This window comes from Streptomyces sp. Pv4-95 (genome assembly GCF_045782725.1).
Lineage (GTDB): Bacteria > Actinomycetota > Actinomycetes > Streptomycetales > Streptomycetaceae > Streptomyces.
Genome location: NZ_CP127172.1, coordinates 2,542,707 through 2,555,129, shown reverse-complemented (window position 1 = coordinate 2,555,129; position 12,423 = coordinate 2,542,707). Strand labels below are relative to the sequence as shown.

General features: G+C 71.0%; 9 protein-coding genes. 4 read left to right on the top strand and 5 right to left on the bottom strand.

From position 1 onward, the window contains the following. Positions 1-80 precede the first annotated feature (80 nt). Positions 81-704, bottom strand: a complete 624-nt coding sequence (locus QOM21_RS11225) for a YceI family protein (RefSeq protein WP_407549771.1) — start codon at positions 702-704, stop codon at positions 81-83. Positions 705-908: 204 nt separating this feature from the next. Here QOM21_RS11225 and QOM21_RS11220 point away from each other — a divergent pair, with 204 nt between their 5' ends. From QOM21_RS11220 to QOM21_RS11205, 4 genes are all read left to right on the top strand, one after another. Next, on the top strand, positions 909-3,365 hold the full coding sequence (locus tag QOM21_RS11220) for a polysaccharide lyase 8 family protein (protein ID WP_407549770.1): 2,457 nt from the start codon (positions 909-911) through the stop codon (positions 3,363-3,365). A 195-nt stretch (positions 3,366-3,560) separates the two neighbouring features. Beyond that, positions 3,561-5,144, top strand: a complete 1,584-nt coding sequence (locus QOM21_RS11215) for an acyl-CoA carboxylase subunit beta (protein ID WP_407549769.1) — start codon at positions 3,561-3,563, stop codon at positions 5,142-5,144. A 56-nt stretch (positions 5,145-5,200) separates the two neighbouring features. Then, positions 5,201-5,410, top strand: a complete 210-nt coding sequence (locus tag QOM21_RS11210; RefSeq protein ID WP_407549768.1) for an acyl-CoA carboxylase epsilon subunit — start codon at positions 5,201-5,203, stop codon at positions 5,408-5,410. Between the two features lie 239 nt (positions 5,411-5,649). Continuing rightward, positions 5,650-6,303 carry a DUF4360 domain-containing protein gene (locus tag QOM21_RS11205; protein WP_407549767.1) on the top strand — a complete coding sequence of 218 codons (654 nt, stop codon included), beginning with the start codon at positions 5,650-5,652 and terminating at the stop codon, positions 6,301-6,303. 938 nt (positions 6,304-7,241) lie between these two features. Here the strand turns inward: QOM21_RS11205 and QOM21_RS11200 are convergent. The 4 genes from QOM21_RS11200 to QOM21_RS11185 form a co-directional block, all read right to left on the bottom strand. Further along, positions 7,242-7,820 carry an ATP/GTP-binding protein gene (locus tag QOM21_RS11200; protein ID WP_073760799.1) on the bottom strand — a complete coding sequence of 193 codons (579 nt, stop codon included), beginning with the start codon at positions 7,818-7,820 and terminating at the stop codon, positions 7,242-7,244. Next, on the bottom strand, positions 7,801-8,424 hold the full coding sequence (locus QOM21_RS11195) for a DUF742 domain-containing protein (RefSeq protein ID WP_407549766.1): 624 nt from the start codon (positions 8,422-8,424) through the stop codon (positions 7,801-7,803). Before QOM21_RS11195 ends, QOM21_RS11200 begins: the two co-directional genes overlap by 20 nt. Positions 8,425-8,508: 84 nt before the next feature. Further along, positions 8,509-8,922 carry a roadblock/LC7 domain-containing protein gene (locus QOM21_RS11190; RefSeq protein ID WP_098749732.1) on the bottom strand — a complete coding sequence of 138 codons (414 nt, stop codon included), beginning with the start codon at positions 8,920-8,922 and terminating at the stop codon, positions 8,509-8,511. 10 nt (positions 8,923-8,932) lie between these two features. Beyond that, complete coding sequence (locus QOM21_RS11185; protein WP_407549765.1) at positions 8,933-12,037, bottom strand: nitrate- and nitrite sensing domain-containing protein; 3,105 nt, start codon at positions 12,035-12,037, stop codon at positions 8,933-8,935. Positions 12,038-12,423 lie beyond the last annotated feature (386 nt).

Here is a 12,423-nt window from a genome sequence, read left to right as displayed (position 1 = left end):
ACGGCATGACCGCGGCCCCGCACGGCCCTCGGGGGAGGGGCCGGCGCGGGGCCGTCGTCGTGTCCCGGACCGTCGCGGCCTCAGTCCTGCGGGGCCGCCTTGACCGCGGAGATGTCGAAGGTGAGCTTGACCTTGTCGCTGACCATCACGCCGCCGGTCTCCAGCGCCGCGTTCCAGGTCAGGCCCCAGTCGGAGCGCAGGATCTCCGCGCTGCCCTCGAAGCCGACCCGCTCGGCGCCGTAGACGTCGGTGGCCGCGCCGTGGAGCTCCAGGTCGATGGTGAGCGGCCTGGTGACGTCCTTGAGGGTCAGGTCGCCGGTGATGCGGTAGCGGTCGCCGTCCACCTGCTCGGCGGCGGTGCTGCGGAAGGTCATCAGCGGGAAGTTCTCCGCGTCGAAGAAGTCGGCGCCGCGCAGGTGGGCGTCGCGGTCGGCGATCCCGGTGTCGATGCTCGCGATCGTGACGTCGAGGGAGGCGGTGGAGCGGGCCGGGTCGGCGCCGTCCAGGTGCAGGGTGCCCTCGTGTCCGGCGAACGCGCCGCGGACGTTGGTGACCATCGCGTGCCGGACGGTGAAGCCGATGCTGCTGTGCGCGGGGTCGATCGCGTAGTCGCCGGTCAGGGCGGTCAGCGCGGGGTCCGCGGGGAGCACGGCGGTCGCGGTGCGGTCGGCGGACTCGGTGCGCTTGCGGGTGAACAGAGCCATGGCTCCTCCTCGGGTTGTTGTTTAACGTTCAACGAGATTCAGCGTAGCACTTTTAGTTCAAGTTTCAACCTCTGTGGATCCGGGGAGTGTCGGAAGGGGCCGCCGCACGGTCATTGCCGCTGCGCGTGACGCCGTGCTAGACCATCCGCACGCCCTCAAGTGAACTGCGCCACAAGCCGGTTGACGTCAACGAGAGGACCGCCCGTGCCGACCGAGCCCGCCTCCTCCGCCTGGTCCCGCAGGGGATTCCTCACCGCCTCCACGGCAGGCGCGCTCAGCCTCGGGCTCGGCGCCGGCGCTGCCTCCGCGGCCCCGCACGCCGCCCCGGCGGACACCTACGACGACCTGCGCGGCCGCTGGGTCGACCTCTCCCTCGGCACCGGCTTCGACCCCACCGCCCCGCCCTACGCCGCCGCCCTCCGCGAGACCGGCACCCTCGCCGGCACCTTCCGCACCGCCATGCGGCCGACCGCCGTCTCGCTCTGGCCGGACTGCGCCTACGACCCCCCGGCCGGCATCACCCGGAGCTACCTCCGGCTGCACACCATGGCCGAGGCATACGCCCAGCCCGGCACCGGCCTCACCGGCGACGCCGGCCTGGCGGCCGACATCATCACCGGCCTCGACCACCTCGACACCACCGTCTACAACCCCCACACCACCCGCTACGGAAACTGGTGGGAGTGGCAGATCGGCAGCCCCAGACTCCTCCTGGACACCCTCGCCATCCTCGACGAGCGCCTGCCCCAGGGCGGACTCACCGACGACCTGCGCGCCCGCTGCCTCGCCGCGGTCGACCACTTCGTCCCCGACACCGCGATCGGCGACTACACCGGCACCAGCACCGGCGCCAACCGCGTCGACCTCTGCCGCGTCGTCGCACTCCGAGGCGTCCTCGGCCGCGCCCCCGCCAAGATCGCCCTCGCCCGCGACGCCCTCTCCCCGGTCTTCCCCTACGTCACCAAGGGCGACGGCCTCTACGCCGACGGCTCCTTCGTCCAGCACACCTGGGTCGCCTACTCGGGCACCTACGGCTACGTCCTGCTCGACGGACTGGGCCGGCTGTTCACCCTGCTCCGCGGCTCGGACTGGGAGGTCACCGACCCCGCACGCCAGGTCGTCTTCGACAGCGTCGAGCACGCGTACGCGCCGCTGCTCCACAACGGCCTGATGATGGACAGTGTCAACGGGCGCGCGATCAGCCGCGGCTCTCTGCGCGACGACGAACGGCGCATCATGCGCAGCGACCACTTCCACGGCCACGCGCTGATCGCCGCCGTCGCCCTGCTCGGCCAGGGCGCGAGCGCCGCCGAACGCGCCCGCTGGAACGCCATGGTCAAGGGCTGGATCGAGCGCGACCGCACGCTGCCGGTACGCACCGACCGCCAGTACACCGTCGCCGACCTCGCCCGGCTCGGCGCCATCGCGGACAGCGACACACCCGCCGCCCCCGAACCCGTCGGCCACCGCCTCTTCCCGGCCATGGACCGCGCCGTGCACCGCCGCCCCGGATGGGCCGCCGGCCTGGCCATGGCCTCGGACCGGATCACGTACTACGAGAACGGCAACGGGGAGAACCCACGCGGCTGGCACACCGGCGCCGGCATGCTCTATTGGTGGGGCGCCGACTTCGGCGGCGACCAGTACACCGACGCCTTCTGGCCCACCGTCGACCCCTACCGCCTCCCCGGCACCACCGTCTCCACCACACCGCTCGCCGACAACGAAGGCGGCGGCTGGGGCGAGCCGAAACCCGCCGCACGCTGGGTCGGCGGCACCACGGACGGCGAATTCGCCGCCATCGGACAGGACGTACGCGGCCTCGCCTCCACCCTCACCGCCAAGAAGTCGTGGTTCTGCCTCGCGGACACCGTCATCTGCCTCGGCGCCGGCATCACCGCCACCGACGGCGTCCCCGCCGAGACCATCGTCGACAACCGCGCCCTGGGGGAGACGGGCACCGCCGCCCTCACCGTCGACGGCGTACGACAGCCCGGCACGCTCGGGGCGACCACCGGCTTCCGACGCGCCCACTGGGCACACCTCGCCGGCCACGGCGGCTACGTCTTCCCCGGCGGCGCCCCCCTGAAAGCGCGCCGCGAGGCCCGTACCGGCTCCTGGCACGACATCAACACCGGCTCCTCCCCGGAGCCGCTCACCCGCCGCTACCTCACCCTCTGGCACGACCACGGCACCGACCCCACCGACGCCGGCTACGCCTACCTCCTCATGCCGGGAGCGGGACCGCGCACCCTCGCCGCCCGGGCCGCCGACCGGCACTGGCTGACCCTGCTCGCCAACGACGGCAACCGCCAGGCCGTCGCCGTCGCCTCCCTCGGAGTGACCGCCGCCAACTTCTGGCGCGCCGGCAGCGCCGGCCCCCTCACCAGCAGCGGCCCGGCGAGCGTCCTCGTCCGCGAGCGCCGGGCCACTCCCGGCGAGGAGGCCCGCCCGCGCGGACACGCCCGGACGGCGCGACTGTGTGTGTCCGCTCCGGAACGCAGCGGCGATTTGGTGGAGATCACCTGGAACCGGCCGGTACGCGCGGTCCTGGACCACGACCCCTCCGTAGCGGTCCTGGCCACCGGGCGCGCCCTGCGGCTGCGCATCACTCCCGGCACCGGCTGTGCCACCCACACCTGCACCCTCGCCCTGCCCTGACCGGCCCCGCACCGGCCACCTCCGGCCCCTCGTTTGTCGGGCTCTCACAGATCCGGCAGCACCCAACCACCCGTATGGAGCCTCGGGCGCAGGCAGCCCACAGGACGAATCTGTGCTGCTTGCCCACCAAATCGCACTTGACGTTGTACGAAACCGACATCGGTCCTCGGGCCCCGACCCACGTACCGTCGATGCATGACCACTGTCGAAGATGTGCCCGCCGGCGCCAACGACGCCCGCGGGCGCGTCGCCGAACTGCATGCCATCCGCGAGCAGGCTCGGCGAGGCCCCAGCGAGCGTGCCACCGAAGCTCAGCGTGCCAAGGGCAAGCTGACGGCCCGCGAGCGGATCGAGCTGCTGCTGGACGAGGGTTCGTTCAACGAGGTCGAGCCCCTGCGGCGGCACCGGGCCACCGGCTTCGGCCTGGAGGCGAAGAAGCCCTACACCGACGGTGTGATCACCGGCTGGGGCACCGTCCACGGCCGGACCGTGTTCGTCTACGCCCACGACTTCCGGATCTTCGGCGGCGCGCTGGGCGAGGCCCACGCCACCAAGATCCACAAGATCATGGACATGGCCATCCAGGCCGGCGCGCCCCTGGTGTCGCTCAACGACGGCGCCGGCGCCCGTATCCAGGAAGGCGTCTCGGCGCTCGCCGGCTACGGCGGCATCTTCCAGCGCAACACCAAGGCCTCGGGCGTCATCCCGCAGATCTCCGTGATGCTCGGCCCGTGCGCGGGCGGCGCCGCCTACAGCCCGGCCCTGACGGACTTCGTGTTCATGGTCCGCGAGACCTCGCAGATGTTCATCACCGGCCCGGACGTCGTCCGCGCGGTCACCGGTGAGGAGATCACCCAGAACGGACTGGGCGGCGCCGACGTGCACGCCGAGACCTCCGGTGTGGCCCACTTCGCCTACGACGACGAGGTGACCTGCCTGGAGGAGGTCCGCTACCTCCTCTCCCTGCTGCCGGCCAACAACCGTGAGAACCCGCCGACGGTCGAGTGCGAGGACCCCGCCGACCGCTCCGGCGACGCCCTGCTCGACCTCGTCCCGGCCGACGGCAACCGCCCCTACGACATGCGCAAGGTCATCGAGGAGATCGTCGACGACGGCGAATACCTCGAGGTCCACGAGCGCTGGGCGACCAACATCATCTGCGCGCTGTCGCGGCTGAACGGCCGTGTGGTGGGCATCGTCGCCAACCAGCCGCAGTCGCTGGCCGGTGTCCTGGACATCGAGGCGTCCGAGAAGGCCGCCCGCTTCGTCCAGCTCTGCGACGCCTTCAACATCCCGATCATCACCCTCCTGGACGTCCCCGGCTTCCTGCCCGGTGTCGACCAGGAGCACGGCGGCATCATCCGCCACGGCGCCAAGCTGCTGTACGCGTACTGCAACGCCACCGTGCCGCGCATCTCCATCGTGCTGCGCAAGGCCTACGGCGGCGCCTACATCGTCATGGACTCGCAGTCCATCGGCGCCGACCTGACCTACGCCTGGCCCACCAACGAGATCGCCGTGATGGGCGCCGAGGGCGCGGCCAACGTCATCTTCCGCAAGCAGATCGGCGAGGCGGACGACCCCGAGGCCATGCGGGTGCGCATGGTCAAGGAGTACAAGTCCGAGCTGATGCACCCGTACTACGCGGCCGAGCGCGGCCTGGTCGACGACGTCATCGACCCCGCCGAGACGCGGCACACGCTGATCCGCTCCCTGGACATGCTCCGCACCAAGCACGCGGACCTGCCCGCCCGCAAGCACGGCAACCCGCCCCAGTAGTCCCACCGCAACCGCACCCGGCCCTGCGCCACCGCGACGACGGAGAAGAAGACACCGTGAAATCTGCCGACCGCCTCACCGACCCCATCCGCGTGGAGAAGGGCCAGGCCAGCGAGGAAGAGCTGGCCGCCCTGACCGCCGTACTCCTGGCCCGCGCCGCCCACCAGCCGGCCGCAGCCCCGGTGGGCCCGCGCGCCACCGCCGCCCGCTGGCGCCGCCTGGAGCGGCAGAACGGCTTCCACGGCGCCACCAGCTGGCAGCGCTGAACCGCTGACAGACCTCGAAAGGTCCCGTACCCGGGTGGGTGCGGGACCTTTCGGCGTCCGCGGGTGCGGAGCCGGCCGACGATGGCACCGGGTGCCGCCGGCGGCCGGATCAAGGCGTAGGTTCACCCCAACCCGTGGACGAACAGCTGTTCAAGTGGAGATCCCCGTGCTGGCATGCGCTGGTCATCCTCTCCTGGTTCCCGGACGACGGGCCCTAGGACGACCGGAAGGAAATGCCCATGCTCAGCACCCTCAGTGCTGGTGTCGCGGTCGCATCGTTGCTCCTCGCCGGATCGGCATCCCCCACATCGGCACGGATCGGTGACGAACCGCCGACCGGAAAGATCACCATCACCGTCGCCACCGTCAACGGCTCGGGCTGCCGGCCCGGCAGCGCGGCAGTGGCCATCGCGCCCGACAACACCGCGTTCACCGTCACCTACAGCGAATACCTCGCCCAGGCGGGGGCCGGAAGCAGACCCACCGACTCCCGCAAGAACTGCCAGATCGCACTGAACGTCCATGTGCCGCAAGGCTTCACCTACGCGATCGCCAAGGCCGACTACCGCGGCTACGCATCGCTGGCCACCGGCGCCAAGGGCCTGGAACAGGCGAGTTACTACTTCCAGGGCCAGACGGAGACGGCCCGCAAGAGCCACACCTTCACCGGGCCGTACGACACCAACTGGCAGGCGTCGGACGAGACCGATGTGGAGTCGCTGGTCTACGCGCCGTGCGGCGAAGAGCGCTACTTCAACATCAACACCGAGCTGCGGGTCGACGCCAAGGCCGCGGACCCCAGGGCCACGAGCTATATGGCCATGGACTCCACGGACGGCAGCATCAACACGCTGTACCACTTCGCCTGGAAGGAATGCCCCGCACGGCGCTGATGGCGGCGGCTGAGCTGATGGAGCGCTGAGAGGGGCCCGCACTCCTGAGGCGTGCGGGCCCTGCCCCGATCCCGGCCACGCGGGGGAGGGCGCTCACGAACGACTACCGGCCGATTTCGCCAAGATCTGCACGTCCGCGCTGAGTTCGGGTGGTTGCGGTGCCCGGAGGTCCCGGAGGTCCCGGCGGTCCCGGAGGTGCTGCGGCTGCCTCGGAGCTCGCGGAGGACGCGCGGGGGAGGGAGGGGCGGCTTTCGGGGGTGTGCCCGGCGGCTGCTCGCACGGGCCGGAGCGGCCGGCGGCTGAGCGGCGGGCTGGAGCGGTGGCGGCTGTGCGGCGGCCGTGCGGCGATCGGTGCCCGAAGGAAGGCGCCGCGGGGGAGCGGTCGGCCTCCGCGTGGCGGGCCGGCGGCGGTACGTGTGCCTGGCGGCATCGTGGCGGGCTTGCTGTGGGGTAGGTGCCCGGTCCCTCCGCGGCGCGGCCCGGCGGCTCAGTGGCGGACGCGCTACGGCACCGTCGCGGGCGCCCGGCGGCTCCGTGGCGTGGCCGGCGGCGTGTCCCGCGGGCCTGCGCCAGGCGGGTGTGCGCGGCGGCTCCGTGGGCGGCCGGGTGTCCCGCGGCCCTGCGTCAGACGGGCGTGCCCGGCGGTCCCGTGGCCGGCTACGCGCCCAGTGCCCTGTGCCCCTACGGGAGGCGGGCGCCGGGCCCGTACGGGGTCGTGATTCCCCCACCGGGGGACTACCCACGGCAGTCGCACACCAAGCGGCCCACGCCCGCCACCCCCGACCGCCCACCCTCACGCCCGCATCCGCAACTGGACCCGCACCCGCGACCGCGCCCGCAAACCACCCCCACCCACGACGAAGGCCCCCGCACCGGACCGGCGTGGGGGCCTTTCGTCGTGAAGCGACACGTACGGGCACGGGGAGCCCGTACGTGGGCTAGCGCAGGCGGGCCATCAGGGCGTGCTCGACGAGCGTGATGAGCGCGCTCTTGGCCTCGCTGCGGTGCCGTGCGTCGGTGATGATGATCGGCGCGTCCGGCCCGATCTGCAGCGCCTCACGCACCTCGTCCGGCGTGTACGGCTGGTGACCGTCGAAGCCGTTGAGGGCGATGACGAACGGCAGGCCGCTGTTCTCGAAGTAGTCGACGGCCGGGAAGCAGTCGGCGAGCCGGCGGGTGTCCACCAGCACGACGGCGCCGATCGCGCCACGGACCAGGTCGTCCCACATGAACCAGAAGCGGTCCTGACCGGGTGTACCGAAGAGGTACAGGATCAGGTCCTGGTCCAGGGTGATACGTCCGAAGTCCATCGCCACGGTCGTCGTGGTCTTGTCCGGCGCGTGCGTGAGGTCGTCGATGCCCGCCGAGGCGGAGGTCATCACGGCTTCGGTGCGCAGCGGGTTGATCTCTGAGACGGCCCCGACGAACGTGGTCTTGCCCACGCCGAAGCCGCCCGCCACCACGATTTTCGCGGAGGTGGTGGAGCGGGCTGCACCGCTAGAGCTTGCGAAGTCCACTGAGCACCCTTTCGAGCAGTGTCACATCTGGCTGTCCGCCGGCGGACTCGTCCCCGCCGGGCTGATGGATGGCGACGAGTCCGGCCTCCGCCAAGTCGGCGACGAGGATCCGGGCGACGCCGAGGGGGATGGAGAGGAGGGCGGAGATCTCGGCAACTGACTTGATCTCGCGGCAGAGGTGGCAGATGCGCTGGTGCTCCGGCAGTTGCCCCTGCAGCTTCGAAGGGTCGGCGGTCGTGCTGACCAGCGCCTCGATGGCGAGCTGGTAGCGCGGCCTGGTCCGGCCCCCGGTCATGGCGTACGGACGCACGAGCGGATTGTGCGCGCCCCCGGTGGGGGCGGACGGCTCGGGCTGGCGCCGCTGGGGCTGCACCGGCTGGATGCGGGGCGGCTGCGGCTGGTCGTACGCCGGAGGCTCGTACGGCTGGGAGCCGTAGGGCCGGTGCTGCTGTTGCTGCTGCGGATGCGGTGGCTGCGGCGGCTGGGGCCGCTGCTGCCGGCGGCTCGGCGCAGACGGGAAGTTGAAGCGGTTGTTATGGGTCTCGCCCTGGGGCTCGGACTGCTGTCCGGACCCGTACGGGTATCCGCTCGGGGGCGTTGCCACGTCTCCTCCTCCAACTTGCCTGTCTGACGCCGGTCGCGCCACCGCACCCTATGGCGCGGTGGCGGGAAACGCACTGCCTGTCTGCTAGTTGAGCAGGCTGCCCTGCAGTTCGGCCCGCAGATCCGGCGTGAGAACGCTGCCTGCACGGTCGACCAGCAGGGCCATCTCGTAACCCACGAGACCGATGTCGCACTCGGGGTGCGCGAGAACGGCCAGCGAGGAGCCGTCGGAGACGGACATGATGAAGAGGAAACCGCGTTCCATCTCCACCACGGTCTGGTTGACGCTCCCGCCCTCGAAGATGCGGGACGCGCCGGCCGTCAGCGAGGTGAGGCCGGAGGCCACCGCCGCCAACTGATCGGCTCTGTCACGAGGGAACCCCTCGGACATGGCGAGGAGGAGACCGTCCGCGGAGACCACGACCGTGTGGGACACCCCAGGGGTGTTGTCCACGAAGTTGGTGATCAACCAGTTCAGATTCTGCGCCGCCTGGCTCATCGGGCTCACACTAACGCTCCTGATCGTAGGTGCTGCCGGGGCCGAAGCCCTGCTGGTCATTCTGGGGGGCTCCGGAGGTATCGGAACCGGCGCTGCGTCCCTGCTGGACACCGCGGCGGAGATTGCTCAGCCGGCCGCGGACGTCCTCCGGGGCGCGGGAGACCTGGGGGCCACCCTGCGGGGTCTGCTCCGCTGCGCCCTCGACCAGGTTGGCCTTGGGCACCCGCCGGGGGAGGCCGGAAGAAGTGATTCCGCCCGCCGCCGGCTCACGCAGCCGCTCCGCGCGCTCCCAGCGCTCGTCGTTGGACGTGCGCCATCCGGAGCCGTCCTGGCCGTTCTCCGGCGCGCTCCGCTGTTGCGGGGGCGCCACCGGCTCCTCGTGCTGCTGCCACTCCTGCTGAGCCTGCGGCGAGCCGCCTCCGCGGCGCGGAAGGCCGGCGTCGGTCCGCGAGCGGGAGTCACTCGTGAAGGGGCCCGGACGCTCGAATGTTACGCGCTCGGACGCATCTACGGGAGCCGCAGTTGTATTCCGGTCAGATTCCGCTTCGGTCCCGAAGTAGCTGTTGTACGCGGGGCGTTCGGACCAGTCGTCCTGGCGGGCGGAATCGTGCGAGACGTACGGCTGCTGGCCAGTTGTCTCCGAGATGCCCGGCTGCTGGAAGGCATCGGCGCCGAAAGACCGATCGTCGTAGAGCGGTTGATCGGCTTCCGCATATGCCTGGTCGGGGTAGTTCTGGTAGCCACCGGCGGACTGCCTGTCGCCCGGGAAGGGCGGGCGCTCGGCCATCGGCTCGCCGCCTGCCTGCGCTTCCAGTGCCGCACGGCGCTCCTCACGGAACAGCGAGCGGCCCACCGGGTCCAGCTCCGCGCCGTCCGCGGGCTGGCCGAAGCCGTGGTCGTCGAAGCCCAGCTCAGCGGCGGTGCGGTGGCTGCTCTCGTACGCCGCCTGCTGATGCTCGGGCACGATCCGCGACACCGTGAAGTCGTCGTCGTACTGCTCCTCGCCGCCACCACCGTGGGTGATCGCCTCGGGCAGCATGACGAGCGAGGTGGTGCCCGCCTGCTCGCCGGAGGGGCGCAGCTGCACCCGGATACCGTGCCGGTCGGCCAGCCGGCCGACCACGAACAGGCCCATGCGCTGGGAGATCGCGGCGTCCACGCTCGGCGGGTTGGCCAGCTTGTGGTTGATGTCCGCGAAGTCCTCGGGGGTGAGCCCGATGCCCTTGTCGTGGATCTCGATCATCACGCGGCCGTCGGGCAGCCGCGTCGCGGCGACCCGCACCTTCGTCTGCGGGGAGGAGAACGTGGTGGCGTTCTCCAGCAGCTCGGAGAGCAGGTGCACGAGGTCGGTCACGGCTGTGCCGTGGATCTCGCTCTCGGGGACGCCGGTGAGCTCTATTCGCTCGTACGACTCCACCTCGGAGGTCGCCGCCCGCAGGACGTCGATCAGCGGCACCGGCTGGTTCCAGCGGCGGCCGGGGTCCTCGCCCGCGAGGATCAGGAGGTTCTCGCCGTTGCGCCGCATGCGCGTGGCGAGGTGGTCCATCTTGAAGAGGTTCTCCAGCTGATCCGGATCCGCCTCGTTGTTCTCCAGGTCGGTGATCAGCGTCAGCTGGCGCTCGATGAGGCCCTGGTTGCGCTGCGAGAGGTTGGTGAAGATCGCGTTGACGTTGCCCCGCAGCAGCGCCTGCTCGGCGGCGAGCCGGACGGCCTCGCGGTGCACCTGGTCGAAGGCGCGGGCGACCTCGCCGATCTCGTCGGTGGTGGAGATGTCGATCGGCTGGACGCGGGTGTCCACCCGGCCCGGGTCGGTGCGCGAGAGCTGGTCGACCAGCATCGGCAGCCGCTGCTCGGCGATACCGAAGGCGGCGTTGCGCAGCTGGCGCATGTTGCGGCTCATCCGGCGGGCCATCATGCCGGCCACGAGGAAGGCGATGATCAGCGCCGCCAGCACGATGCCGGAGTCGGTGAAGGTGGACCGCCGCGCGTCGGCGGAGATGTGCGCCGCCTCGTTCACGGCCTTGTCCGCCAGATCGCTCTCGATCGACCGGTACATGTCGAACTTGGCCGTCGCAGCAGCAAACCAGGTCTCGGAGGTGACGCCCTTGAGGCCCAGCCGCTCGGGTGCGGCGCCGGAGGCGATCGCGGTGGACATGGAGTCGATGGTCGGCGGGGTGCGGAACGGCTGGCCGGCGGCCTGCGCCTGCTCCTTGGCCCGGGCGACCTTCTGCTGCGCCGACTTCTTCAGCGCGGCCGCGTCCTTGTTCAGCCGCGCCACGTCCTCGGGCGTACCACCGGAGGTGTACTCGCCGATGGCGATGCCCTCCAGGTAGCGGTACGACGCGAACGCGGTCAGCTGGAGCTTGTGCTCCCGGCCGCCCTGCGGGGCCGCCGGGTCGATCAGGAGGTGGGAGCCGATGGCGCGCTGCAGCGAAACGGCGGCCTTGGCCAGCGAGACGGCGTAGACGGTGCGGCCGTAGGACGTGATGTTGCCGGTGCCCAGACCGAGTTCGTTCGCAAACTCCATCAGAGGGTGCTGGATCTGGACGTAGCCCTCTTCGGTCTGCGCGCCGCGCAGCTTCGAGGTGTACGCGGCCTTGCGCAGGCCCTCCAGCTTCGGCTCGGCCTTCTCGAACGCCGCGAGGCGGCGCTTGAGGCCCTCCTTGTCCGGCATCGCCGTGACGGCCTTGCGGAAGGTGTCCGCGGCGTCGTCGGTGGTGTTGCGCGCCTCCTCGACGACCGGGTCGTTCCGCTGGCCCTTCAGAAGGGGCTCGGCGGTGCGGTCACGCTCGTCGATCAGGGCGTTGCCGTAGGAGAGCGCTGCCCGCACGAGCTTCGCGGTGTCCTCCGCGTCCTTCGCGTCCTGCCAGGTCGCGAAGGAGCTGTTCACCCTCAGGCCGCCGAATACCAGCGCGACCAGGACGGGAATCAGCAGGATTGCGTTCAGGCGGGTGGTGACCCGCCAGTTGCCGGGGGACCATTTCCCACCACTGACCGGAGGCGTCGCGACCGTATCCTCGGGCGCGTCGAAAGCCGGTACGCCACCTCGCGGCGGCGGGGTGAAGTTGCCCCGCCGCGGTTCCTGCGGCTCGGGGCTCGACTTGCTTCGCCTCACTCGACCAACAACCTCTCGGCGCCGGCACCTGACCTGCTGTGCCGTTTCTTCTGAGCGTTACTACTCCGGAGTTCAGCGAATTTCAGCACGTCAGGGCGGTGCCTTCCAAACACTGGGTAAAGCTGGGGAGGGCACGGAAATGCGCGAGATAAAAGGGGCGTTAAGGGCGAGCCCCGCCAAAAGCCAAGCGAAATGTGCGCACAGCGAAGCCGGGCATGCGCGAGGGGTGTCGAAAGCGCCCTGATTCACTGTCGAAACGTTATGAACACCTTCCGCGGGCGTGTCGAAGGACACAGATCCACTCGCGGCAAAGGGGAACCGGCCCGGGGCGGGGGAACGCGCCCGCCCGGAGCCGAGGGCCCGACGGCCCGCGCGGTAGCGCTGCG